The sequence below is a fragment of the Pseudomonas sp. P4_B4 genome (genome assembly GCF_056402255.1).
Genome location: NZ_JBFUHS010000008.1, coordinates 45,273 through 70,530 on the forward strand (window position 1 = coordinate 45,273; position 25,258 = coordinate 70,530).

A 25,258-nucleotide genomic window follows, 5' to 3' on the forward strand; every position below is an offset into this window, starting at 1 on the left:
TTCTAATAAAGCAAGTGAGACTGTCGTATACATTGCTACTTTGCAATTGCAGGGGCAATTCGACGCGGCGCTGACAAACTGAGAGACTGTATAAACATAGCGTGGGTATCCGCATTCCTAAATGACAAGTTTTTTCGCGTAGAATAGTCAATATTGAAAAATTCAATATTTGCGGCATCCATTGTATCGCCCAATATAACATTTTTCTGTGAATTCAGGTCTGTGGATAACAGTAACTCTTTTGAGGTTTTCGCCCCTTGCTCAATCGAAAATGAATCTATGGAACCTCTTCTGCTATCCGACAACTCCCCCCGCTTGTACGTGCTAAGAAAATACCAGCTGTCCAAGGTCCCCATTACCTCATCCATATGGGTTAATTCATGCAAAATGAAAAACGCAACCTCCCAGACCGGTGCATCTTCAACATACAAAGAGTTAAAGTATATTTTGCGATCGCCATCAATCACAAATGCGTTTAAGTTTGAAGTCGGATCAGCAAATGCGATGACTCGTTGCGTGTCCTCATTGAGATTGTCGATATACGAATATGCCGCCTTATATGCTTCAACCATAGACTGATGCCTGAAAGCATAAATCTCTCCAAAAAACGATTCCACACGCTTTTTATCCTCATCACGTAGCTCCTCAACATCCAATGAGGCGATGGCGTCTGCGAGCTGGATTTTCGCGCTTGCAAAACCGTCCTTTAAAGCACTTGCCATCTTAGGTGAATGTTTCTCTATATTTGCCATTCCTCGCCACACCTGCGCCGGGGAAAATCCTGCGTTTTTTTCTAGTTCAAGACGATTAGCGCTAGGAGAAGTCGGAGAAAAACCATCAAGGTCCGCTAAGTTTAGAGGGTCGTTTCTGACAAACCGATAAAAATTCAACCCATCCGCATTCCCCGCCGGATCCGGATTCAACCAGCGCTGCAACCACGGTGCGTAATACCGCGCCCCATAGTAATAAAGCCCCGTCGCATCCCGCTCCTTACCCGAATAACGAATGGTCTTATAACCGGTTTCCACCTCATGCCGCCCGGCCAGCCACGCTGTGCCGCCGAAGGGGTAATACACTTCCTGGCTAATCACCCGCGCGTGGGCATCCACCTCAAAGGCACTCGAACCCAGGTGATCGTCGAAGCAAAAACGCAACTGGTCGTTGTCCATTTCCGCCGGTGGCGGGCTGTCCCAATGCAATAGACGTACGGTGCAGCCGCCGGCCTGAATGCCGACTACCTGTAGCTCTTCCCCGGTGGCGCTGTTGCTGTGCAGTTCGATGCCGGGCAGATAGCGCACCTCGGTGGTGTGGGAGATGGATTTCGCCGCCGTCATGCGGGCCTTTCGCACTCGCATACCTTCGCTGTCGTAGACGTAGCGCTCCAGGTCGTCAGCACCATCGCCCCCGTACAACCCGCGTAACATGGGCCAACTGATTACGCCCGTTCCACTGCAACCCTTGCCCGGGTTGCAGCTCCAACAGATTGCCCCGAGCGTCGAACGACTCATTAATTCCGGATTGATTTGCACGGAGCTTAACGCTGCGATTACTCAGCGGCGCCACTCGCATGGTCAAGGTATCGCCCACCGCGCCATGGTGGATGCGCTGCAATAGATTGCCCGCTTCATCGTACTGGTAGGTTTCGCTGTAGTTGCACCAACGACTGCCATCCGGAGGGCCAAACGCCTGCCACTCCGGCAAGGCGGGACCTAGGGAAGGCTTGGCACTTTCCCAACCGGTCGCGCTGATCAATTGGTATAGCGTGTCATAGGTGAACCGTCGCACCGGTTCGATGCGCTGGTTGGCAAAATGCTGGATGGGTAAGGCGGCGTCGGCGATTTCAGTGATGTTGCCGACGGGGTCATACCGGTAAGTGAGCTTCTGCAAAAAGCTCTGATCCGGGCCTTGTGTGGCCAGTAGCATCAAATGCCCATTGGCTGGGTCATACGCGCTGGTGGTGTGCATACCGTTGCCGGCGAGTTCCTGTTCCACCTGGCCGGATGCGCTGTAGTGGATGCCACTGACCAGCATGTCGACGCTGATTTGCCCGGAGCGTTGCAGCCCTGCTGAGCGCAACTGACCGGCGCGATCATGCGCAAAATGCTGGGTATGGCCTTTGGCGTCGGTTTGGGTCATCAGATCGCCGGACGGTGCGTAGGTCCACGACGACTGCGCGCCTGCGCCCGGCTCCAGCAGACTGTCGCGATCAGCTACCGGGGTGGGCCAGTCGACTGCGTCGAAAGCTTTCAGGAAACGCCTACTCTCACGCAGCACCACCGCTGACAGCCCATAGTCTGCTATCAAACGACTGCCTGCCGGGTCGTCCTGTCGGGTGGGTTGGCCACAGAGGTTGTGCCGGGCATGATCGTCCGACATTCCCCCAAATGTCATACGTTCGACGCAGCGTTCGGGTTCCCCCGAACCTTGTTCGTGCACTGAGACAGGCCGTAACAATAGGTCATGCTCGGTGCGACGATGCCAGCCACGTTGGTCCCATGCTTCAAGCGCCTGCCCCGCAGCACCCGGCAATCCGAGCTGCCAACCGGCATCGACGCTGTCGCTGCAAAGAGCTTGCTCCGTCAGACTATGAATCGTGGTCAGATTTGCCGGAACCGAGGCATCGCTCTGACTCAACGCAAACAATCGCGGATCGCGCTGTTGAATGAGCCGCCCAATCGGATCGAACACCTGCTGCGTCACCCGCGCCGTGGACGACTCATCGGCCGCTTGCCGAAAGTACGCCACCGCACGAACGGGTAAACCGCGTGGGTCAACGACACTGATGGATGGCGTATGCGCGTTCAAGTCGAGGCGTCCTTTTAAAGACTACCGCGAATCTATGCACATCCATGACTGGCGTCTACTGTCAGGAATGACAGTAGACGGCGCGCGAACTCTGCTTAGCGACCACCACCGAGATCGACAAACGTCCCCGTCGCATACGAAGCCTTGTCTGACAACAACCAGACAATCGCCTCCGCCACTTCATCCGGACGCCCGCCCCGGGCCATCGGAATCGCCGATTCCAGCTTGCTGACCCGATCCGGGTCACCGCTCAAGGCATGGAAATCGGTATAGATGAAGCCGGGGCGCACGGCGTTGACCCGAATCCCCTCACCCGCCACTTCCTTGGACAAGCCTATGGTGAAGGTGTCCAGCGCGCCTTTGGAGGCCGCGTAGTCGACGTATTCGTTGGGCGATCCCAAACGCGAGGCGACAGACGATACGTTGACGATGCTGCCGCCCTGCCCTCCGTGCTTGGGTGACATGCGCAGGATCGCGTGCTTGGCGCAAAGGATCGGCGCCAGGACGTTGGTTTTCATGATTTTGAGAATGCGGAACTCGGACATCTCGTCGACCCGGGACTTTTGCCCGACGGTGCCGGCGTTGTTCACCAGCGCGGTGACCCGGCCCAGTTCACTGTCTACCCGATTGAACAGCGCGATCACTTCGTCTTCGATGCTGACGTCGGCCCGTACTGCAATGGCTTGCGCGCCGAGGGCGCGGACTTGCTCCAGCACGCCGAGTGCAGCCTTTTCGTCAGCCTGGTAGTTGATGCAGATCCGATAGCCCTGCGCGGCGGCCAACAGCGCGGTGGCGGCACCAATGCCGCGGCTACCGCCGGTGATGACGATGACTTTGTCCATGCGAGCTTTCCCCCAATCAAAGCTTAAGCGGTCGGGGGCTAGAATAACCGCCATTGGCGGTTTTTGCATGGCTTCACGTCAGCTGTCATGTCATCGACATCTCGCGCTCGGCACTGGCCTTCAGCTGCTCGACCAATTGCTCCCCGCGATGGATTTCCACCATGAAACCTGCGGCCGGCAGCGGATGCCCCAGCAGGTAACCCTGCAACGAATCGCAGCCGAGTTGAGTCAGGAAGTCCTGCTGCACACCCGTCTCCACCCCTTCGGCGACGATGCGCAGCCCCAGCGCCTGGCCGAGGGCGACAATGGCCGAGACGATGGCGGCGTCATCGCTGTCGTGCTCCAGGTCGCGGACAAAACCGCGGTCGATCTTCAGTTCGTTGGCCGGCAGGCGCTTGAGGTACATCAAACTCGAATAGCCAGTACCAAAATCGTCGATGGACAGGTCGACGCCCATTTCCGACAGTTCCTGCAGCACCGTCATGCTCGCATCGGCATCGCTCATGGCCGTGGTCTCGGTGATTTCCAGGGTCAGGCTGTTGGCCGGCAGATGGTGCGTCGCCAGGGCCTTGGCGACGCTCTGGACCAACCCGGAATGACAGAACTGGATGGCTGAAAGGTTCACCGCGATGCGCCAATCGGTGTAGCCGAGCACGTACCACTCGCGCATCTGGCGGCAGGCTTCGTTGAGCACCCACTCACCGATAGGAATGATCAGACCGGTCTTTTCCGCCATTTCGATGAATTTGTCCGGCAATAGCATCCCTTGCGTCGGGTGCTCCCAGCGCAACAAGGCCTCGGCGCCCACAGGCCGGCCATTGGCGGCGTCGAACTTGGGCTGGTAATACAGGCTGAATTCCTGATGTTCCACGGCATTGCGCAGGTCCTGCAGTAATTGCAGCTGTTTGCGGGCGTTAGTGTTCATCGAGACATCGAAAAAGCTGTAGCCGTTTTTACCCGCGCCCTTGGCGTGATACATCGCCGCGTCGGCGTTCATCAGCAATTCGTGGGCGGACTGCCCGTTACCCGGGTAGAGCGCGATGCCGACGCTGGCGGAAATATGCAAATCATGTTCGGCAACCCGGAACGCACGCGCGATCAACCCGACCTGATGGGCCGCGAGGTTCAAGGCGTCGATCTGTTCGCTCAATTGCACCAGCAACACGAACTCATCGCCGCCGATACGCGCCAGGGTGTCCGGGCTGCGCAAGTCTTCGCGCAGGCGCACGGCCACTTCACGCAACAGCAGGTCACCCATATGGTGGCCAAAGGCATCGTTGACCGGTTTGAAGCCGTCCAAGTCGATGAACATCAGGGCAAAGCACCCCCCTTCTTCCCGGACCCGCGACATGGCCTGATCAATTCGATCGGCGAGCAACGTCCGGTTCGGCAACCCGGTGAGGGTGTCGTGCAGGGCCAGTTGGGTCAGTTCACGGTTGGCCTCGGTCAGCGACTCGGCCAGGCTCGCGGTGCGAGCTTCCAGGCGAGCATCGAGGATCGAGGTCAGCAAGGCAATGCTCAGCACCGCCAGCGTGGTGATCAGCACCAGTTTGTCCAGGCCATTGCCGCTCAATCCATTGACCGTCGCCCCGCAAAAACTGCCATCGGCAAAGCGTGCGGCAGCCATCCCGGTGTAGTGCATGCCGACGATGGCGATGCCCATGATCACGGCGGCGCCGCCACGGATCAGACGGACATAAGGCGTGTGCTGGCGCAGGCGGAATGCGATCCACAATGCCGCGCCCGAAGCACCGACAGCGATCAGCAGCGAGGCGCCGAACAGCGTCGGGTCGTAGTCGATGCCCGGTTGCATGCGCATGGCAGCCATGCCGGTGTAGTGCATCGCGCTGATGCCGGCGCCCATGACCAGCGCGCCAAAGGCCAGTTGCCAGGCCGGCAATTGCGGTTGGCTGACCAGCCACAGCGCAAAGCCGCTGGAGAGCACGCCGATCAGCAGCGACAACAGGGTGATCGTGCCGTCGTAGCCCAGGTCGATCGGCAACTTGAACGCGAGCATGCCGATAAAGTGCATCGACCAGATGCCGATACCCATGGCAAAGGCCCCGCCCGCGGTCCACAAATGCACGGCGCCGCCTTTGGCGGTGGCAATGCGTCCGGTCAGGTCGAGTGCGGTGTAGGAGGCGAGAATCGCTACACAGAGCGAAATGATGACCAGGGTGGGAGAATAGCTGCCGATGAGCATGGAGACTTCTCGCGAACGCCCCCCTTGTTAATGGCTTTTATTCTCGGGTAGGGGCAAATGCGGCGATTGTACTGATTCCAAATGAGAACGCACCCACAAAATGAGCAAAGGGCCATCAGTCCGATGAAACGCTTGTTTTAAGGTTTTACATGAGGCTGGGATTACCGTGCCAGACACATTGCGTCAATGGCCAATGCACTCATTGTGGCGAGGGAGCTTGCTCCCGTTGGGCTGCGGAGCGGCCCCGAAACCTGTCACCGAAATCATTCAGAAGGATCACGGTCGCAAGTTTTGCGACCGCTTCGCGCTCGAGCGGGAGCAAGCTCCCTCGCCACAGGCAAGCCTCCTCACCACAGACAAGTCACTCTGCGTACTAATGCATTACTGGCTTTCACTCACCTGAAGCTGCCCATCCCAGCCACCTCCCAACGCGGCAATCAACTGCACGCTGGCTAACAAGCGGCTTTGCAACAGGTCCAGGTTACTGCGCTCATTGCTTAGCGCCGCGGCCTGGGTCACCACCACATCGATGTACGCGATCAACCCGGCCTTGTACTGGTTCTGGGTCAGGCGCAACGATTCCCGGGCGGCGTCCAGTGCCTGTTGGCGCACGACGGCTTCGTCCTGAAGCACCTTGAGTTGCACCAGGAAGTTTTCCACCTCGCGGAATCCGTCCAGCACGGTCTGGCGATACCTGGCCACCGTTTCGTCATAGGCCGCTTCACTGCGATCGACTTCCGCCGAGCGCTGGCCGCCGTCGAACAGGGTCATGGCCAATTGCGGTCCGACCGACCAGAAGCGGTTCGGCAGGCTGATCCAGTTGGAATAGGTGCTGCTGCTGTAGCCGCCGTTCATGTTCAATGTCAGGTCGGGGTAATAGGCGGCCTTGGCCACGCCGATGTTGGCGTTGGCGGCCATCACCGAGCGCTCGGCCGAAGCGATGTCCGGGCGACGCTCCAGCAACTGCGAAGGCAGTGCCAGCGGTACTTGCGGCAACTGCGGGATGTCCTGGCTTTCCGCCAGGCTGAACTGCGCCGGCGGCAAGCCGATCAGCACGGCGATGGCGTTCTCGAACTGGGCGCGTTGCCAGATCAGGTCGACCATATCGGCTTCGGTGCCTTTGAGCTGTGTCTGGGCCTGGGCCACCGCGTCCTTGCCCGATACGCCTGCGCGGTACTGGTTCTCGGTCATCTTCAACGAACGCTGATAGGCCTCGACCGTGTCCTGGAGCAAGCGCTTCTGGCCATCGATCACCCGCAGTTGCAGGTAATTTTGCACCAGCTCCGACTGTTGACTCAGGCGCATGGCCGCCAGATCGGCAAAGCTTGCCTGGGCATTGGCGGTGTCGGCTTCGAGGCCACGGCGCAGCTTGCCCCATACGTCCGCTTCCCAACTGACGCCCGCCTGGGCCGAGTACGTGTCGCGAATACCGCTGGACGAACTGCTCAGGCTGGAGTTGCTGCTGCCGGTGCCCTGGCTTGAACGGTTCTTGCTGACGTTCAGGTCCACCGTCGGGAAAAACGCCCCGCGTGCGCTGCGCACCAAGGCCTGGGCCTGGCGGTACTGCGCTTCGGACTGGGCGACGGTCTGGTTGGCGTTGTTGAGTTTTTCGATCAGGTCGTTGAGCTGCCGGTCGCCATACAACTCCCACCACGCACCACGCGCCAGGGCATCGCTGGGGTTGGCCTGACGCCAGCCCTCTGCTGCCTTGTACTGCGCAGGTTCCGCGGTTTGCGGGCGCTGGTAATCCGGGCCGACGGCGCAGGCACTGAGCATCGCCACGCACAGTGACAGGCTCAACACACGCGAGCCTCGAGCCGTGATCAGTGGTGCAGCCAGGTTGAAAAGCGAACGTTCAGTCATAGCGGAGTTTCCAGAGCAGCATCGGTACGCACCCCACGCCATTTATTGAAGCGATGGCGCAGTTTGTCGAGATAGAGGTAAACCACCGGGGTGGTATAAAGCGTCAGCACCTGGCTGAAGATCAGCCCGCCGATGATGGTCAGGCCCAGCGGCTGGCGCATTTCCGCCCCTTCGGCGCGGCTCAGCAGCAACGGCAAGGCACCGAGGATCGCCGCCAGGGTGGTCATCAGGATAGGACGCAAACGTTGCAGGCAGGCGCTGCGAATCGACTCCAGCGGTGCCATGCCCTGGTTTCGTTCCAGTTGTAACGCCAGGTCGATCATCAGAATCGCGTTTTTCTTCACCACGCCAATCAGCAGAAACAGCCCCAGCAACGAAATCAGGCTGAACTCGCCGCCCAGCACATAGATCGACAGCAACGCCCCGACGCCGGCAGACGGCAAGGTGGAGAGGATCGTCAGCGGGTGAATGTAGCTTTCATACAACACACCCAATACCAGATACACCGCCACCAGTGCCCCCAGAATCATCCACGGCTGACTTTTTTGAGTCGCCGCGAAAGCGTTGGCTGTGCCGGCCATTTTCGCGATCACGTCTTCCGGCAGGCCGACCTTGGCAATCGCTCGTTCAATGGCGGCACTGCCCTGCTCCACCGTCACGCCTTCGGCCATGTCGAAGGCAATGCTTTCTGAAGCAAACTGGCCTTCGTGGCTGACCCGGTCGTTTTCGAGGCTGTTTTCGTAATGGGCAATGGTCGACAGCGGGATCCGCGCGCCATCAGCGGTGATCACCTGGACTTGCTTCAGGGTGATCGGGTCCTGGGCGTACTTCGGATTGACCTCCATCACCACCTGATACTGGTTGAGGCTGTCGTAGATGGTCGAAATCTGCCGCTGGCTGTAGGCGTTGTTCAGCACCGCCGTGACCATGTCCATGTCGACACCCAGGCGCTTGGCCTGGTCACGGTCGACGATCAGGGTCACTTGCCGGGCGCCCCGGCCTTCCCGCGCATCGATCGCCGTCAGCTCCGGCAAGGCCCTAAGCGCGGTGACAACTTTCGGATACCACTGGCGCAACGCCCCCAGATCCCCGCTTTGCAGGATGTACGAGTATTGCGAGGTGGTCTGCTCGCGACCGCCACCGAATTGCAGGTCCTGGTCTGCCATCAGCATCAGTTGCGCACCGGGAACCTTGGGCATCTCCTTGCGCAGGCGTTCGATGACTTTCTGCGCGGAAATATTACGTTCCTTGATCGGCTTGAGGCGCACCAGCATGAAGGCGTTGTTGGTGCCGTTGTTGCCGCCAATGAAGCCGGCGACGCTTTCTACCGCCTCGTCCTTCAACACCGCGCGGCGGAAAATCTCCATCTTCGGCTGCATCACACTGAAGGACAGGCCGTCGTCGCCGCGCACGAAACCGATCAGCTGGCCGGTATCCTGCTGAGGTAAAAATGTTTTAGGGACAACTACATACAGCGCAATGTTCACACCAATTGTCACGAATAGGCTGAGCAAGGTCAGACGTTTGTGGCGCAGGACCCAATCGAGGCTGGTGGCGTATTTGCCGACCATCCAGTCGTTGGCCCGCCGGCTCCAGCGTTGCAGGCGGTTCTCCTGCCCCGGCGTGTGCGGCTTGAGCCAGCGGGCGCAGAGCATCGGGGTCAGGGTCAACGACACCACCAGTGAGACCACGATGGCCGCCGCCAGGGTGATGGAGAATTCGCGGAACAGGCTTTCAATGATCCCGCCCATGAACAGGATCGACAGGAACACCGCCACCAGCGACACGTTCATCGATAACAAAGTGAAACCGACTTCCTGGGCACCCAGGTACGCGGCCCGCATCGGCCGCACGCCTTCGTCGATGTGCCGGGAAATGTTCTCCAGCACCACGATGGCATCGTCCACCACCAGCCCGGTGGCCAGGATCAGCGCCATCAGCGACAGATTGTTCAGCGAAAAGCCGTAGAGGTACATCACGGCAAAGGTGCCGACCAGTGACACCGGCACCGCCAGGGTCGGGATCAGCGAAGCGCGGAAGTTGCCGAGGAACAGGAACACCACCAGGATCACCAGCGCCACAGCGATCAGCAGGGTCATTTCCGCCTCGTGCAGCGTGGCCTTGATCACCGGCGAGCGGTCCATGGCCAGGTTCAGCTTGACGCTGGCCGGCAGCACCGCCTGCAACGCCGGCAACTGGGCCTTGATCTCTTTGACTGTCTCGATGATGTTGGCGCCGGCCTGCCGGTTGATCACCAGCAGCACCGCCGCGTCGTCGTTGAAGAAACCGCTGTTGTAGCGGTCCTCGACGCCATCGCTGACCTTGGCCACGTCCTTCAGGCGCAGGGCCGCGCCGCCGTTGTAGTGGATGATCAGCGACTCGTAGTCCTTGGCTTTTTCCAGCTGGTCGTTGGCCTGGACCTGCCACAGCCGCTGATCGTCTTCCACCGAGCCCTTGGGCCGGCGCACGTTGGCATTGGCGATGGTGTTGCGCACATCGTCCAGGGCCACGCCGTACTGGTTCAGCGACTGCGGTTCGAGCTCGATACGTACCGCCGGCAGCGAACTGCCGCCGATCTGCACTTCACCGACACCCTGCACCTGGGACAGGCTCTGGGACAGGATCGTCGAGGCCAGGTCATAGAGCTGGCCTTTTTCCAGCACATCGGACGTCAGCGACAGCACCATGATCGGCGCCTGGGACGGGTTGACCTTCTTGTAGGTCGGCATGCTGCGCATCCCGCTCGGCAGCAGGGTGCGCGAGGCATTGATCGCCGCCTGCACTTCCCGCGCCGCGCCGTTGATGTCGCGGTCCAGGTCAAATTGCAGGATCACCCGGGTCGAGCCCTGGCTGGAGCGGCTGCTCATGGTGTTGACCCCGGCAATGCTGCCGAAGGAGCGTTCCAGCGGCGTGGCCACCGTCGACGCCATCACCTCGGGGCTGGCCCCGGGCAGGCTGGCCTGGACCACGATCACCGGAAAGTCCATTTGCGGCAGCGGCGACACGGGCAGCAAACCGAAGCTCACGCCGCCCAGCAGCATGATCGCCAGGCTCAGCAACATGGTCGCCACCGGGCGCTTGATGAAAGGTCCCGAAAGGTTCATGGCTGCTCTACCGCTTCCACGGACTCAGGCTTGCGGCCCCAGCGCCGACCGAGACGATCGAAATACAGGTAAATCACAGGCGTAGTGAACAACGTCAGAATCTGGCTCAGCAACAGGCCGCCGACCATCACCAGACCCAGTGGCTGGCGCAGTTCCGCGCCGGAACCGGTGGCCAGCATCAACGGTACGGCACCGAACAGCGCGGCCAGGGTGGTCATCAGGATCGGCCGGAAACGCAGCAAGGCCGCCTGATAGATCGCCGTCTGCGGGTCCATGCCCTGGTTGCGCTCGGCGTCGAGGGCGAAGTCGATCATCATGATCGCGTTTTTCTTCACGATGCCGATCAGCAGAATGATGCCGATGATCGCGATCATGCCCAGGTCGTTGCCGCTGAGGATCAACGCCAGCAAGGCGCCCACCGCCGCCGACGGCAAGGTCGAGAGAATGGTGATCGGGTGGATGTAGCTCTCGTAGAGCACGCCCAGCACGATGTACATGGTCACCACCGCCGCCAGGATCAGCAGCAAGGTGCTCGACAACGACGCCTGGAAAGCTTCGGCCGCGCCCTGGAACTGGGTCTGTACGCCAATCGGCATGCCGATGTCCTTCTGCACCTGCTCGATGAGCTCGACCGCATGCCCCAACGCCACGCCGGGCGCCAGGTTGAAGGACATCATCACCGCCGGGAACTGGCCGATATGGGTGATTGCCAGTTGCGCCTGGCGCTCTTCGATATGCGCCAGGCTGGACAGGCGCACCTGCCCGCCATCGGTGGTCTTGACGTGAATCTGGTTCAACGCATCCGGGCCGATCTTCTCGCCGGACTGCGATTGCAGCACCACGCGGTACTGACTGGCCTGGGTGTAGATCGTGGAAATCTGCCGCTGACCGAAGGCGTCGTACAGCGCATCGGTGATGTTCGACACCGATACACCGACCCGCGACGCCGCATCGCGGTCGATCACCAGGTAGACCTGCAAGCCCTTGTCCTGCAAATCGCTGGCGACGTCGGTCAATTCCGGCCGGTCGGCCAAGGCCTCCACCAGACGCCCGCTCCACAGGCTGAGCAACTCCGAATCCGGCGACGACATGCTGAACTGGTACTGTGTGCGGCTGACCCGGTCTTCGATGGTCAGGTCCTGCACCGGCTGCATGAACAGGCGGATGCCGACCAGTTTGTCCAGCTCCGGTTGCAGGCGGGCAATCACTTGCGTGGCGCTCAGGTCGCGGTTGTGGTGCGACTTGAGGTTGATCAGCAACCGACCGCTGTTGAGGGTCGAGTTGTCGCCATCCACGCCAATATAAGAGGACAGGCTCTCGACCGCCGGGTCGGCCAGGATGACCTTGGCCAGTTCCTGCTGGCGCTCGCTCATGGCGGTGAAGGAAATCGATTGCGGCGCTTCGGAAATGCCCTGGATAACGCCGGTGTCCTGTACCGGGAAGAAACCCTTGGGCACCACCATGTACAGGAATACCGTCAGCGCCAAAGTGCCAATGGCCACCATCAAGGTCAGTGGCTGGTGCTTGAGCACCCACTGCAACTTGCGTCCGTAGGCGGCAATCATCCAGTCGATGAACGCGCCGCTGGCACGGTAGAAGCGGCCCTGCTCTGCTTCCTTGGGTTCACGCTTGAGCAACCGCGCGCACATCATCGGCGTCAGGGTCAGGGAAACTACCAGGGAAATCAGGATCGCCACCGCCAGCGTAATGGCAAATTCGCGGAATAGCCGCCCGACCACGTCCGCCATGAACAGCAGCGGGATCAGCACGGCGATCAGCGACAACGTCAGGGAGATCAGGGTGAAACCGATCTGCTTGGCGCCCTTGAGCGCCGCGTTCAGCGGGCTGTCGCCCTCCTCGATAAAGCGCGCAATGTTCTCCAGCATGACGATCGCATCGTCCACCACGAAACCGGTGGCGATGGTCAGGGCCATCAGGGTCAGGTTGTTCACCGAGAAGCCTGCCAGGTACATCACGCCGAACGTACCGATCAGCGACAGCGGCACGGCCACCGACGGAATGATCGTGGCGCTGGCGCGACGCAGGAACAGGAAGGTGACCATGACCACCAGGGCGATGGCGATCAGCAATTCGTGCTGCACGTCCTTGACCGAGGCGCGGATGGTCTGGGTACGGTCGGTCAGCACCACCACGTCGAGGCCGGCCGGCAGGTTGTCGGTGATGCTCGGTAGCAGGGCCTTGATCCGGTCCACCACCTCGATCACGTTGGCGCCGGGCTGACGCTGGATGTTCAGCAGCACGGACTGGTTCTCGTTGGCCCACGCGGCCAGACGCTCGTTCTCGGCGCCGTCGACGATTTCCGCCACGTCCTTGAGCCGCAACGGTGCGCCATTGGCGTAGGCCAGGATCAGGTTGGCGTAGTCCTTGGGCGACGTCAGTTGATCGTTTGCATCGAGCATCGAGACCCGGGTCGGTCCGTCGAAGTTACCCTTGGGCTGGTTGACGTTGGAGGCGCCGATCAGAGTGCGCACATCTGACAGGTTCAAACCATTGGCGGCCAGCGCTTCCGGATTGACCTTGATCCGCACAGCCTGGCGTTGACCGCCGGCAATGCTGACCATGCCGACGCCGCTGATCTGGGCAATCTTCTGCGCCATGCGCGTATCGACCAGATCGTTGAGCTTGGGCAGCAGCATGGTCTTGGAGGTGATGGCCAGGGTCAGCACCGGCGTATCGGCCGGGTTGACCTTGTTGTACACCGGCGGTGCCGGCAGGTCCTTGGGCAACAGGTTGGTCGCGGCGTTGATTGCCGCCTGCACTTGTTGCTCGGCCACGTCCATGTTGATGTCGAGGCTGAAACGCAGGGTCAGCACCGACGCGCCGCCGGAGCTGGTGGAAGCCATTTGCGTCAGGCCGGGCATCTGCCCGAATTGCCGCTCAAGCGGCGCGGTCACCGCGCTGGTCATGACATCCGGGCTGGCGCCGGGATACAGGGTCATGACGCGAATGGTCGGGTAATCGACCTGGGGCAGCGCCGAAACCGGCAGCAACCGATAGGCGATGACGCCGGCCAGGATAATCGCCAGCATGCTCAGCGTGGTGGCTACCGGGCGAAGGATGAACAGCCGCGAGAGATTCATGCGCCGCCCTTTTTCGCCTTGTCGGTGGTCGCAGGCTCAGCCGCATTGACCGCCGACTTGCCTTGCAGGTGTTCGGTTGGCGTGGTCGGCACGTCCTGGCTGTCGTTGACCACCTCCACGTCGCTGCCGTCCTTCAGGCGGTCGGTGCCCTCCAGCACGACCCGCTCGCCCGCGGACAGGCCTTCGGTGACCACGGTGTTCACGCCGTCACTGGCGCCGACTTTCAGCTGACGGATCTTGACCTTCTTGTCACCGTCCAGGGCATAGGCGAACGTGCCGTTGGTGCCGAACTGGATCGCGGCGGAAGGCGCCAGTACTACGTCTTTGAGGGTGTCGGCCAACAGGCGCACATTGACGAACTGGTTGGGGAACAGCGACTGATCGCGGTTCTCGTAACGAGCCTTGAATTTCAGGGTGCCAGTGGTGACGTCGATCTGGTTGTCCAGGCTCTGCAGCACGCCAGTGGCTTGCAATTTGGTATCACCGCGATCCCAGGCTTCAGCCGGTAGCTTGGCGCCGCTGCGATAACGGGCGAGTACGGTGTCGAGGCTGTTTTCCGGGAGGGTGAAGGCCACGCTGATCGGTTGGGTCTGGGTGATGATCGCCAATGCCGTGGTGTCGTTGGCTGCTACCAGGTTGCCGACGTCCAGTTGACGCAGGCCGACGCGACCGGTGATCGGTGCGCGGATCCGGGTGAATTCGAGATTGAGCTTGGCGTCGTTGACCGCCGCCTGATTGGTCTTGACCGTGCCCTGGAACTGACCGACCAGCGCTTCGGCGGTGTCCAGGGTCTGCTTGGCAATACTGTCTTCGCGGTACAGGCCGCGATAGCGCTCGACGTCGACCTGAGCGTTTTTCAGCTGCGCCTGATTTTGCAGCAAGGTGCCCTCGGCCTGAAGCAAGGCATTCTGGTACGGGCGCGGATCGATTTCGGCCAGCAGGTCGCCGGCCTTGACCATCTGCCCTTCTTCGAAATAGATCTTGACCAGTTCACCACCGACGCGGCTGCGCACATTGATGGTGTTCAGCGCCGTGACCGTGCCCAGCGCCTTGAAATACAGCGGGAAATCCCCCTTGACCGCCGGCGCCACACGCACTGGTACCGGCCCGGACGCGCCACCGAATCCAGGGCGCATCCCGCCCGACCTGCCGGTTTGCCCGGCGACGGCTTTCTGCCCCGCAGCCTCTTTGGGTGCAGCGCTGCCGGGCCAGAATTTCCAGCACAGGCCAGCGATGACCAACAGGACAAGCAGGCCGAACAGCCAGCGACGAGGACTACGGGAAGCGGAGGATTGCATTGAGTGATCAACCATTGGGCGCGTGGGCTTTTTTACATGAGGCTGAACGATAAGCACTGGCGGGTTTTAAGCAAAGCGCCTTTACCGGCAATTTACCTTTGGCTTACGTAACAGGAGTTTTGTGTAAGACACTGAAGCACAAATGAAAACGGCCTGGACAGGGCCAGGCCGTTAAACATTGTAAAGCTACGCTTATTTCAGAACAGCAAGTGCCGCTTCGTAGTTCGGCTCGTCAGCGATTTCGCCAACCAGTTCGCTGTGCAGCACGTTGTCGTTTTCGTCCAGAACAACGACGGCACGAGCGGTCAGGCCTTTGAGCGGGCCGTCAGCGATGGCAACGCCGTAGTTCTCGATGAACTCGGCACCGCGCAGGGTCGACAGGTTCTGTACGTTTTCCAGGCCTTCGGCGCCGCAGAAACGCGCCTGGGCGAACGGCAGGTCAGCGGAGATGCACAGTACGACAGTGTTGTCGACGCTGCCGGCCTTGGCGTTGAACTGGCGCACGGAGGTGGCGCAGGTCGGAGTGTCGATGCTTGGGAAGATGTTCAGTACTTTGCGCTTGCCGGCAAAGTCTTTGAGGGTGACGTCGGACAGATTGCCGGCAACCAGGGAAAAGGCTGGCGCCTTGGAACCGGCTTGGGGCAGTTGACCGTTGACTTGAACCGGGTTGCCTTTAAGAGTGACTTGAGCCATGAACGGAGTCCTTCTGAACGTTGTGGTGGAGAATTTTGACGAGGCCGAAGTTAACCATGAAATTGTCCTACGACCTACGGTCAAACATAAATTGTCATGTAACAGGGCACAAAACTGGATACAACCCACAATCCTGTGGGAGCGGGCCTGCTCGCGAAAGCGCAATGTCATTCAACATCGCTGGTGATTGACCTGACGCCATCGCGAGCAGGCTCGCTCCCACAGGGTTCGTGTGTTAGCCGAACGAGTCGGCAAAAGTACAGAGTACGCCCTCACCCGCCGCCGCCCGATGTTCATGACGAAAGGCACGCGACACGTAATCGACGAACACTTTTGTTAACACTCTGTCGAATTGCTCCACCGTCGTTCGACTATAAATCGAGCCACTCAACTGCAACGGAGACGAGACCATGCGATTCATGATCATCATCAAGGCCAGCCAGGATTCCGAAGCCGGCGTCATGCCCAGCCAAGAACTGCTAACGGCCATGGGCAACTACAACGAGGAACTGGTCAAGGCCGGCATCATGCTCGCGGGTGAAGGCCTGCACCCGAGCAGCAAAGGCGCACTGGTAAAATTTTCCGGTGACAAACACACGGTGATCGACGGCCCCTTCATCGAAACCAAGGAACTGATCGCCGGTTTCTGGTTGTGGAAAGTGAAGTCCAGGGAAGAAGCCATCGAGTGGGTCAAGCGCTGCCCCAACCCGATGCCGGGCACCGAAGCCGAAATCGAGATTCGCCAGGTATTTGAAGCCGAAGATTTTGGTGCCGAGTTCACACCTGAACTGCGCGAGCAGGAACAGCGGGTTTGGGAGCAGGCGAAGAAGAACTGACGTTGACTGGACCGGCTATTGCTTCAGTTTCCTGTGGGAGCGAGCCTGCTCGCGAAGAGCTCGTCACATTCAACACTTATGTTGACTGACTGGCCGACTTCGCCAGCAGGCTCGCTCCCACATTGGCTAGATAGCAGCTTAAATTGTTCGGGCAAGCCATTGATCTGTATTAACTTATTAGTACAAGAAATTAACAAAAATTTGCACACAAAACGAAAGAATTAAGCCATTCAACTGGATAACCCGTGGTTAACTGCTAACTTCATCCGACGAGTCCTACAGGCTTGATCGGAAAGGGATTACGCAGTTACGGCCAAACATAACGGCCGTATGCCCAATCAGCCACCAAGGAACCGGGGGAATAATGTCTAAGAAATTGGGGAAGTACGCCTTTGTCTGGGTGACTTCGCTCGCACCCGCTTTTTGTGCTCACGCGGATAACGCCGAGACGGCCAACAAAAGCAACAACCCGCTGAATCTGGCGCCTGGCGTCAACCTTCAGGATTACTACACACCCAAACTGTTCGATACCAACGCGCACACCAACGATGCGCTGTTGCGCGGTGCGCTGCCGATGGCCCCGAATGACTTTATCGGTGTCCCGCAATTACTGCGCGTCACGCTCCCCGTCAGCACTCGTCCCGATCCGCATAACGGTTACAGCACCGGCATCGGCGACCTTAATGTGTTTGATATTTTCCTGCTCAAGACCGAAGGCGTGCAGTTGGGCGTCGGCCCGCAAATTACCGCGCCTACCGCCGAGCAGGATGAGTTGGGAACCGGCAAATGGCAGGCCGGACTTTCCGCCATCGCCATCGACTCCTCGCCACGCGGGCTGCTCGGCGCACTGGTGCAGTACCAGAGTTCATTCGCCGGTGATCACGACCGTCCTCACGTGGAATCCGCCACCTTCCAGCCGTTCATCATCCACAACCTGGAAAAAGGCTGGTACCTGCGTTCCACAGGCACCTGGACGTTCGACCTGAAGAACAACACCCATTACATCCCACTCGGTTTGGGTGGCGGCAAAGCCTGGAAATCCGGGTCCAATATCCTCAACGCCTTTGTCGAGCCGCAGTGGACCGTGGACCGCAAAGGCGACGGCTTGCCACAGTTCACGCTGTACGCCGGGATCAACGTCACCTTCGGTAAATAAGGACTCATATATGCACGGAGCAATTCGCACAGCCGGTTTCAGCCTGATGGCCCTGTTCGCCAGTTGCGGCGTGGGCGCCCAGGAACTTGATACCCGCATCGGCAAAATTGCCATGGAAGGCGAACTGCCAGCCCACGAGTCGATCGCCAGGCTCTACGCCGAACTGGATTTCCAGCAGGCCACCCAGAGTTATCTATGGGCCTTGCCACTGGTGTCCTACGCCCAGTGGCAGGAAGAATTCCGCGACAAACTGGGTGCCCATAACGGCGACCTGATGGTGCTCAACAGTTACGAAGACAAGCTCGGGGTGATCACGGCCAACGCCACCACGCCGTACATCCTGGGCTTTGTCGATCTCAACGAAACCGGGCCGCTGGTGATTGAACTACCACCTGGCCCGACTGCTGGCGGTGTGGGCGATTTCTGGCAGCGGGCGATTATCGACATGGGCCAGACCGGCCCGGACAAAGGCAAGGGCGGCAAGTACCTGGTATTGCCACCGGGTGCCGAGCCGCCAGCGGATGCCCATAAATACTACCTGGCCAAATCCGAAACCATGAACGTGCTGGTGGGCTTTCGTGTGCTGGATCCGGACCCGGCCAAGGGCAAGGCGCTAGTCGAGCAATTCAAGATGTACCCGTATGCCAAGCGAGCGGAACCTGCCAAAACCAGACTGCTGTCTCCCGGTGGTAAAGCCTGGTCCGGCACCCAGCCTCGTGGCCTGGCGTACTGGGAGCGCTTGCACCAGATCATCCAGAAGGAACCGGTCAACGAGCGCGACCGTTTCTACATGGCCATGCTGGCCAGCCTGGGTATCGAGAAGGACAAGCCGTTCAACCCCAATGACAAGCAACGCGCGGCCCTGGAACAGGGTGCACAGGTCGGTGAACTGATCGCCAAGGCCAACACCTTCGCCAAGCGTTTCCCCAATGCCCAGTATTGGCCGGACCGGCAATGGGACAGCGTGCTGAACATCGCCGATCCGTCCCAGCGCGTGGCCTATTACGACCAGTTGTGGGAGCGCAGCGCCTGGTTCTACGAGGCGGTGACCAACACCAAAGGCATGGTCTCGAAAACCCCGGGGCTGGGCCAGACCTACCTCGGTGCCTACACCGACAGCAAGGGCAACTGGCTCGACGGCGGCAAAAGCTATCGCCTGCACGTCGACGCCAACCCGCCGGCCAGGCAGTTCTGGTCGATGACCGTATACGACATCGACAGCCGCTGCCTGATCGACAACCCGCAGCGCAAGGCCGACCTGTCGTCCCGTCAGGACTTGAAGAAAAACGCCGACGGCTCGGTGGACCTGTACTTCGGCCCGACCGCGCCAAAAGGTTTCGAGGACAACTGGGTGCAAACCCTGCCGGGTAAACACTGGTTCAGCTACTTCCGTCTGTATGCGCCGACAGAAGCCTATTTCGACAAGAGCTGGAAACTCGACGACATCACGGCTGTGCAATGACGCCGAACGTTCAATAAGGGATGTATATGAATCACCGCACTTTGTTCACCGGCCTTGCGCTGACCCTCAGCACCAGCGCCTGGGCCGACTTCACCGCCACCCCGGACGAAGCCCGGGCCATTGCCAGGGAAGCTTATCTGTACGGCTTTCCGGTGGTGGAGATGTACAAGACGCTCTACACCCAGGCCGTGGACAAGAAGAGCCCGAACTTCAAGGCGCCGTTCAACCAGATCGGCAATACCGCCAAGGCCTTCACTGCCAAGGACACTGCGTTTGTCACGCCGAACGCCGACACGCCCTACTCCTTTGTCTGGATGGATTTGCGCGCCGAGCCACTGGTACTGACCCTGCCGCCCATCGAAGAGCATCGTTATTACTCGGTGCAACTGATCGACGCCTATACGCAGAACTTTGCGTACCTGGGCACCCGCAGCACTGGCAACAATGGCGGGCATTTCATGATCGCCGGGCCCAACTGGCAGGGCCAGCAACCGCTGAACATCGACCGTTTGCTGCGCAGTGAAAGCAACATCGCCTATGCGCTGTACCGCACACAACTGTTCGATGAGAAGGATCTGGCCAAGGTCAAGCAGATCCAGAAGGGTTACAAGGTTGAAACCCTGAGTCATTACGACAAACACAAAGCGCCGGCGGCCGCACCGAAGATCGCCTGGCCAAAACCCACGCCGACCATGAGCGAAACCCCGGACCTGTTCCGCTACCTGAATTTCATGCTGGCGTTCGCCCCGGCCCAGGACGTGGAAAAAGACCTGTTGGCGCGCTTTGCCAGGATCGGTGTCGAGGCCGGCAAGCCATTCAACGTGAACACACTCAGCGCCGAGCAGCGCAAAGCGCTGGAAGACGGCATCAGCGACGCCAAGGCCGGGTTTGCCGAGTTCAAGAAAACCAAAGTCGATACCCACGAAATCACCAGCGGTGATTTCTTCGGCACCCGCGATCACCTCAAGGGCAATTACCTGTACCGCTATGCCGGTGCCAACATGGGGATTTTCGGCAACTCCGCCGAAGAGGCGAACTACATCGGTTATTTCGTCGACAAGGACGGCAAACCGGTCGATGCCTCGAAAAATGACTACACCCTGCATTTCGACAAGGGCGCCCTGCCCCCGGCCGATGCGTTCTGGTCCCTGACCATGTACGACGGCAAGAACAAGCTGCTGGTGGCCAACCCGCTCAATCGCTACCTGATCAACTCGCGCATGCTGCCTGACCTCAAGCTCGATGCGGATGGCGGCCTGACTTTGTACGTGCAGCACAAAGCGCCGGCCAAAGACCTGCAAAGCAATTGGCTGCCCGCTCCGAATGGACCGTTCTACGGGATATTGCGCCTGTATTTGCCAAAACCGGAAGTCAGCAACGGCGAATGGAAAATGCCGCTGTTGAACCCCGTCACTCAAAAACAATAAGTGGAGTCAGTCATGATCAGGCCTTTCGTAGTGCGCCCCCTGTTGGCGCTGTGCATGGTCAGCGGCAGTCCGTTGGTACTGGCGGCCGAGGGTGGTGTCGGACGGCCGATTACCGGCCAGCAAGTGATCTCCAATGCCGGGATCGTGCCGCCCGAACCCGGCTGGATCATGTCCCTGACCAGCATCTGGTACGACGGCAACCTCAAGGGCAACGCCCAGGTGCCGATCGTGGGTGCCCTGAGTACCGGGCTGGACATGAAAGTGTCCTACACCATGGCCGACTTCACCCATGTCTGGGACACCGGCAAGGGTCGCTGGAACTACGCCTCGGCCATCGGCGTGCCGGTGCAGTACACCGACATCACCGCGAGCGTCACCGGCCCTCGCGGCAGAACCCTAGGCTCTTCGGACACCGGCACCCAGTTCGCCGACATGCTGGTGACACCGATTGCCGCCGGCTACCACTTCGACGAACTCAATCACATCGCGTTCGAACTGCCGATCTACGTGCCCACCGGTGCCTACAACGTCGATCGCCTGGCCAACCCCGGGCAGAACAATTACACCTTCATGCCTACCGTGGCGTTCACTCATCTGGACGGCAAGGGCGGCGAATTCACGCTGTCGAGCGGCCTGGAGTTCTACACCGAGAACGACGCCACCGATTATCGCAACGGCAACATCTACACCCTCGATGCGCTGTGGACCCACGGCTTTGGCAACGGATGGAACGCCGGTATCGCAGCCGGTTACATCCAGCAAATCACCGATGACTCGGGGTCGGGTGCCGACAGCGGCTTCCGTGGACGTTCGGTGGGTGCCGGCCCGACAGTGGGCTGGAGCGGCAAGTTCGCCGACGCCCAGGCCAACTTCAATGCGCGCTGGGTGCCGGAGTTCGACACCAAGAACCGCCCTGAAGGCAATGGTTTGAGCGTCAACATGACCCTGGCGTTTTTCTAGGAGACTCCATGAGCGCACTCAACGACCTCAACGCCCTGCAAGCCAGCATCGCCGAAGCGGTGCTCGGCCAGGACCAGGTGATCCGACAGATGCTCGTCGGCTTGCTCGCCAACGGGCATTTGCTCCTCGAAAGCCTGCCCGGCCTGGCCAAGACCCGCACGGTCAAGTCACTGGCCAGACACCTGGACGCAAAGATGAGCCGCATCCAGTTCACCCCGGACTTGCTGCCGTCGGACATCACCGGTGCCGAGGTGCTGCATCAGGTCGAAGGCAAGAACGAAATCCGCTTCCAGCCCGGTCCGCTGTTCGGCAACCTGATCCTCGCCGACGAAATCAACCGTGCGCCGGCCAAGGTCCAGGCGGCGTTGCTCGAAGCCATGGAAGAACGCCAGATCACCGTGGCCGGCAACAGCCATGCGCTGCCGGAACTGTTCATCGTGGTCGCCACCCAGAACCCGATCGAACAGGAAGGCACGTATCCGCTGCCGGAAGCGCAGATGGACCGGTTCCTGATGAAAGTGCTGCTCGATTACCCGAGCGCGGAAAACGAAAGCCAGGTGCTGCGCCTGTTGCGCGAAGAAGAACAGGCCCTCGGTGCCAAGACCTCTGCCGTGCAGGGCTTCTCCTTGTCTCAGGACGTAATCTTCGCCGCGCGCCGGGAAGTCAGTGCCGTGCACGTCTCTCCGGCCATCGACCGCTACCTGATCGACCTGATCAACGCCACTCGCCACCCGGCCGATTACGACGCCGACCTCGGGCGCTGGATCAGCATCGGCGCCAGCCCCCGCGGCGGCATCGGCCTGGACCGTTGTGCCCGGGCCGACACCTGGTTGCAGGGCCAGAATTTCGTTTCTCCGGACAACGTCCGCGCCGTGGTGCACCCGGTGCTGCGCCATCGTCTGCAACTGAGCTACGACGCGGTGGCCGATGGCGTCAGCGCCGATCAGGTGCTCGACCGTCTGCTCGATAAAGTGGCGATTGCGGCCTGATGTCCATGAACAGCGTCGACGGCCTGGTGTATGTCTCTCTGGCGCAGTTGATGGCCCTGGAGTTCAAGGCCCGTGACCTGAGTTTTCTGGCGCGTCAGCCCCAGGGCAGCATCCTGGCCGGTAACCACGCTTCGCGTTTGCGTGGCCGGGGCCTGAACTTCGATGAACTGCGCCGCTATCAGCCGGGGGACGATTTGCGTCACCTCGACTGGCGCGCGTCCCTGCGCACCGGCAAACCGGTGGTACGCACGTTCACCGAAGAGCGCGACCGCCCGGCCCTGATCCTCGTGGACCAGCGCATGTCGATGTTCTTTGGCTCGCAACGCAGCTTCAAATCCGCCGTCGCCGCAGAGCTTGGCGCCCTGGCGGCGTGGATGGTGTTCAACGCCGGCGACCGCGTCGGTGGACTGGTCTTCAACGATCAACGCATCGACAGCGTCGCCCCGCTGCGCAGCCGCAAACGGATCGAAGCGCTGTGCAGCCGCATCGCCCGGCAGAACCAGGCACTCAATGCCGCCAACCCGGACGCCGAAGGCGAAGACCAGCTCGACAAGGTCCTACAGCATTGCCTGGCGGTGGCCGGTCACGATCACCTGATCTGCATCGTCAGCGACTTTGCCGGTGCCGGCGAACGCACCTTGCAACTGATGCGGCAACTGGCGGCGCACAACGATGTGATTGCCATGCAGGTCTACGACCCGCTGGCGCTGAACCTGCCGAAAAACGGCCGCGTGCAGGTCACCCAAGGGCAATTGCAGGTGGAGCTGGCGGTGGATCGGCAACAGGTGCACCAGCCGCTCGGGGATTTCCTCAGCGGGCGGCTCAAGGACGTCGCTACCCTGCTGCGCCGCAGCCAGGTGCCGCTGATGATGTTCAGCACCGCTACAGAAGCCCACGAACAACTGCGCGCCGAACTGGGCAAGTTTGCCGGACGGCGCCGATGAACCCCGCGATCCCGAGCATCGACCAACTCAAGGAAATGGCACTGCCGGCGCCGGTCAGTTATGCACCGCAAACCTGGGGTTGGTGGGCGTTGCTGGCGCTGCTGATCGTTACGCTGCTGGTGATGGGTGCGCGGCGATACTGGCAATGGCGGCGCGACCGCTATCGGCGCGAGGCGTTAGTGCGGCTGGAGGAATTGCAGCAGCGCAGTAATGACCTGAGCGCGTTGCGTGAGCTTCCCGAATTGCTCAAGCGCGTGGCCCTCTCGATGCCCTCCACATCCCCTGTGGGAGCGGGCTTGCTCGCGAAGAGGGCCTTAAACTTAATATCTATGTCGACTGACCGGACGCCTTCGCGAGCAAGTCGAATCGTCGCACCGCCGCTCCCACAGGGATCGCCTGCGGCGTTGGGGAAAGAGGACTGGCAGGTGTTTTTGCAGCGGCACATTGAACACCCCCTGCCATCCGACTTCAGCCAACAACTCTCGCTGCTGGCCTACGCCCCCGACGCAACATTGCAGGCCATGCCCACTGAACAGCGCCAACAGCTGTTCAGCACCTGCAAAACCTGGGTCGAGCGTCATCATGTGGCAGCTTGATTACCCCTGGCTGCTGATCCTGTTGCCGCTGCCGTGGTTCGGTTATCGATACCTGCCCGATTACCGCGAGGCGCGCAGCGCCGTGCGTGTACCGTTTTTCGCGGCGATGAGCCGTGCTGTCGGCCAGGCCCCGAGCCAGGCCGGCACCCGCAGCAACCGCTGGCAATTGCTCCTGAACCTGCTGGTCTGGACGCTGCTGCTGGTGGCAGCGAGTCGGCCGGTGTTGGTGGAAAAACCCATCGAACGCCAGCAGCCGGTGCGGGATCTGATGTTGGCCATCGACATTTCCCAGTCGATGGAAACCACCGATTTCACCGACGCCAACGGCCAGAAGATCAATCGCCTGGCCGCGGTCAAGGAAGTGGTGCACGGGTTCATCGACAAACGTAAAGACGATCGAATCGGACTGATCGTATTCGGCACCGGTGCCTATCCGCAGGCACCGTTGACCCTCGACCACGCCAGCCTGTCACTGCTGCTGGACGACACCGGCATCGGCATGGCCGGTCCCAACACGGCCATTGGCGACGCCATCGGCCTGAGCCTGAAACTGCTGGATCAGGCCCACGAGCAGGAAAAAGTGCTGATCCTGCTCACCGACGGCAATGACACCAGCAGCGCCATCACCCCGGATCACGCGGCCGCCATGGCCGCGGCCAAAGGCGTGGTGATTCACACCATCGGCATCGGCGACCCGAATGCCGAGGGCGAAGCCAAGGTCAACCTGCAAGGCTTGCAGGAGATTGCCCAAGCCACGGGCGGACGCTTCTTCCGCGCCGAAGACCGCAACGCCCTGGATCAGGTCTACAGCACCCTCGACAAACTCACTCCGCATCAGGTGAAAACCCTCAGCCACCAGCCCAAACGCGATCTGTTCTGGTGGCCGCTGGGCGCGGCCATTGCCCTGCTGGCGATTTATCACTTGGGCGCCCTGCTGCTTCCACGGCTGATGCTCGCCCGTCAACGGCAGGAGGCATGA

At 60.4% G+C, this 25,258-nt stretch carries 18 protein-coding genes; 9 read left to right on the forward strand and 9 right to left on the reverse strand.

The genetic code is table 11. The features are described 5' to 3' along the window. Nucleotides 1-35 precede the first annotated feature (35 nt). From AC1DVE_RS11680 to tpx, 9 genes are all read right to left on the reverse strand, one after another. On the reverse strand, nucleotides 36-1,424 hold the full coding sequence (locus AC1DVE_RS11680; protein WP_477783937.1) for an RHS repeat-associated core domain-containing protein: 1,389 nt from the start codon (nucleotides 1,422-1,424) through the stop codon (nucleotides 36-38). Continuing rightward, nucleotides 1,390-2,805, reverse strand: a complete 1,416-nt coding sequence (locus AC1DVE_RS11685) for an RHS repeat domain-containing protein (protein ID WP_477783938.1) — start codon at nucleotides 2,803-2,805, stop codon at nucleotides 1,390-1,392. Before AC1DVE_RS11685 ends, AC1DVE_RS11680 begins: the two co-directional genes overlap by 35 nt. A 95-nt stretch (nucleotides 2,806-2,900) precedes the next feature. Beyond that, complete coding sequence (locus AC1DVE_RS11690; RefSeq protein WP_223461064.1) at nucleotides 2,901-3,647, reverse strand: SDR family oxidoreductase; 747 nt, start codon at nucleotides 3,645-3,647, stop codon at nucleotides 2,901-2,903. An 85-nt stretch (nucleotides 3,648-3,732) separates the two neighbouring features. After that, a complete protein-coding gene (locus tag AC1DVE_RS11695) occupies nucleotides 3,733-5,850 on the reverse strand; it encodes a putative bifunctional diguanylate cyclase/phosphodiesterase (protein ID WP_223534006.1) in 2,118 nt (705 codons plus the stop codon). A 381-nt stretch (nucleotides 5,851-6,231) separates the two neighbouring features. Further along, entirely contained in the window at nucleotides 6,232-7,713 is a 1,482-nt protein-coding gene (locus AC1DVE_RS11700; protein WP_223532049.1) for an efflux transporter outer membrane subunit, read from the reverse strand. After that, entirely contained in the window at nucleotides 7,710-10,817 is a 3,108-nt protein-coding gene (locus AC1DVE_RS11705) for an efflux RND transporter permease subunit (protein WP_223534007.1), read from the reverse strand. The genes AC1DVE_RS11700 and AC1DVE_RS11705 overlap by 4 nt, the downstream gene beginning before the upstream one ends. Then, a complete protein-coding gene (locus tag AC1DVE_RS11710; RefSeq protein ID WP_223543631.1) occupies nucleotides 10,814-13,918 on the reverse strand; it encodes an MdtB/MuxB family multidrug efflux RND transporter permease subunit in 3,105 nt (1,034 codons plus the stop codon). Before AC1DVE_RS11710 ends, AC1DVE_RS11705 begins: the two co-directional genes overlap by 4 nt. Then, nucleotides 13,915-15,231: an MdtA/MuxA family multidrug efflux RND transporter periplasmic adaptor subunit gene (locus AC1DVE_RS11715; RefSeq protein ID WP_477783939.1), complete on the reverse strand. Its 1,317-nt coding sequence runs from the start codon at nucleotides 15,229-15,231 to the stop codon at nucleotides 13,915-13,917. The genes AC1DVE_RS11710 and AC1DVE_RS11715 overlap by 4 nt, the downstream gene beginning before the upstream one ends. Nucleotides 15,232-15,408: 177 nt before the next feature. Beyond that, on the reverse strand, nucleotides 15,409-15,909 hold the full coding sequence (tpx, locus tag AC1DVE_RS11720; protein WP_223461053.1) for a thiol peroxidase: 501 nt from the start codon (nucleotides 15,907-15,909) through the stop codon (nucleotides 15,409-15,411). A 410-nt stretch (nucleotides 15,910-16,319) separates the two neighbouring features. Between tpx and AC1DVE_RS11725 the strand changes: the two genes are divergently transcribed. From AC1DVE_RS11725 to AC1DVE_RS11765, 9 genes are all read left to right on the forward strand, one after another. Beyond that, nucleotides 16,320-16,745: a YciI family protein gene (locus tag AC1DVE_RS11725; RefSeq protein ID WP_223461051.1), complete on the forward strand. Its 426-nt coding sequence runs from the start codon at nucleotides 16,320-16,322 to the stop codon at nucleotides 16,743-16,745. Nucleotides 16,746-17,109: 364 nt separating this feature from the next. Beyond that, on the forward strand, nucleotides 17,110-17,901 hold the full coding sequence (locus AC1DVE_RS11730) for a hypothetical protein (protein WP_223461049.1): 792 nt from the start codon (nucleotides 17,110-17,112) through the stop codon (nucleotides 17,899-17,901). Between the two features lie 10 nt (nucleotides 17,902-17,911). Continuing rightward, entirely contained in the window at nucleotides 17,912-19,363 is a 1,452-nt protein-coding gene (locus tag AC1DVE_RS11735; protein WP_223461047.1) for a DUF1254 domain-containing protein, read from the forward strand. Between the two features lie 26 nt (nucleotides 19,364-19,389). Continuing rightward, complete coding sequence (locus tag AC1DVE_RS11740; RefSeq protein WP_477783940.1) at nucleotides 19,390-20,790, forward strand: DUF1254 domain-containing protein; 1,401 nt, start codon at nucleotides 19,390-19,392, stop codon at nucleotides 20,788-20,790. A 12-nt stretch (nucleotides 20,791-20,802) separates the two neighbouring features. After that, complete coding sequence (locus tag AC1DVE_RS11745; protein ID WP_223461044.1) at nucleotides 20,803-21,750, forward strand: SphA family protein; 948 nt, start codon at nucleotides 20,803-20,805, stop codon at nucleotides 21,748-21,750. Nucleotides 21,751-21,758: 8 nt separating this feature from the next. Next, nucleotides 21,759-22,739: an AAA family ATPase gene (locus tag AC1DVE_RS11750; protein ID WP_477783941.1), complete on the forward strand. Its 981-nt coding sequence runs from the start codon at nucleotides 21,759-21,761 to the stop codon at nucleotides 22,737-22,739. Next, the gene (locus tag AC1DVE_RS11755) at nucleotides 22,739-23,683 is read left to right on the forward strand and encodes a DUF58 domain-containing protein (RefSeq protein WP_411741666.1); all 945 of its coding nucleotides are present in this window, start codon (nucleotides 22,739-22,741) and stop codon (nucleotides 23,681-23,683) included. Before AC1DVE_RS11750 ends, AC1DVE_RS11755 begins: the two co-directional genes overlap by 1 nt. Next, on the forward strand, nucleotides 23,680-24,279 hold the full coding sequence (locus tag AC1DVE_RS11760; RefSeq protein ID WP_223461040.1) for a DUF4381 domain-containing protein: 600 nt from the start codon (nucleotides 23,680-23,682) through the stop codon (nucleotides 24,277-24,279). Before AC1DVE_RS11755 ends, AC1DVE_RS11760 begins: the two co-directional genes overlap by 4 nt. Beyond that, nucleotides 24,266-25,258, forward strand: coding sequence for a vWA domain-containing protein (locus AC1DVE_RS11765; protein WP_223461038.1), 993 nt, complete (start codon nucleotides 24,266-24,268; stop codon nucleotides 25,256-25,258). Before AC1DVE_RS11760 ends, AC1DVE_RS11765 begins: the two co-directional genes overlap by 14 nt.

Coding starts and splice junctions, on each gene's coding strand:
- AC1DVE_RS11755 (WP_411741666.1), top strand. CDS start 22,739: ATGTCCATGAACAGCGTCGACGGCCTGGTGTATGTCTCTCTGGCGCAG.
- AC1DVE_RS11715 (WP_477783939.1), bottom strand. CDS start 15,231: ATGGTTGATCACTCAATGCAATCCTCCGCTTCCCGTAGTCCTCGTCGC.
- AC1DVE_RS11760 (WP_223461040.1), top strand. CDS start 23,680: ATGAACCCCGCGATCCCGAGCATCGACCAACTCAAGGAAATGGCACTG.
- AC1DVE_RS11710 (WP_223543631.1), bottom strand. CDS start 13,918: ATGAATCTCTCGCGGCTGTTCATCCTTCGCCCGGTAGCCACCACGCTG.
- AC1DVE_RS11750 (WP_477783941.1), top strand. CDS start 21,759: ATGAGCGCACTCAACGACCTCAACGCCCTGCAAGCCAGCATCGCCGAA.
- AC1DVE_RS11705 (WP_223534007.1), bottom strand. CDS start 10,817: ATGAACCTTTCGGGACCTTTCATCAAGCGCCCGGTGGCGACCATGTTG.
- AC1DVE_RS11765 (WP_223461038.1), top strand. CDS start 24,266: ATGTGGCAGCTTGATTACCCCTGGCTGCTGATCCTGTTGCCGCTGCCG.
- AC1DVE_RS11735 (WP_223461047.1), top strand. CDS start 17,912: ATGCACGGAGCAATTCGCACAGCCGGTTTCAGCCTGATGGCCCTGTTC.
- AC1DVE_RS11745 (WP_223461044.1), top strand. CDS start 20,803: ATGATCAGGCCTTTCGTAGTGCGCCCCCTGTTGGCGCTGTGCATGGTC.
- AC1DVE_RS11700 (WP_223532049.1), bottom strand. CDS start 7,713: ATGACTGAACGTTCGCTTTTCAACCTGGCTGCACCACTGATCACGGCT.
- tpx (WP_223461053.1), bottom strand. CDS start 15,909: ATGGCTCAAGTCACTCTTAAAGGCAACCCGGTTCAAGTCAACGGTCAA.
- AC1DVE_RS11730 (WP_223461049.1), top strand. CDS start 17,110: ATGTCTAAGAAATTGGGGAAGTACGCCTTTGTCTGGGTGACTTCGCTC.
- AC1DVE_RS11695 (WP_223534006.1), bottom strand. CDS start 5,850: ATGCTCATCGGCAGCTATTCTCCCACCCTGGTCATCATTTCGCTCTGT.
- AC1DVE_RS11725 (WP_223461051.1), top strand. CDS start 16,320: ATGCGATTCATGATCATCATCAAGGCCAGCCAGGATTCCGAAGCCGGC.
- AC1DVE_RS11690 (WP_223461064.1), bottom strand. CDS start 3,647: ATGGACAAAGTCATCGTCATCACCGGCGGTAGCCGCGGCATTGGTGCC.
- AC1DVE_RS11680 (WP_477783937.1), bottom strand. CDS start 1,424: ATGTTACGCGGGTTGTACGGGGGCGATGGTGCTGACGACCTGGAGCGC.
- AC1DVE_RS11740 (WP_477783940.1), top strand. CDS start 19,390: ATGAATCACCGCACTTTGTTCACCGGCCTTGCGCTGACCCTCAGCACC.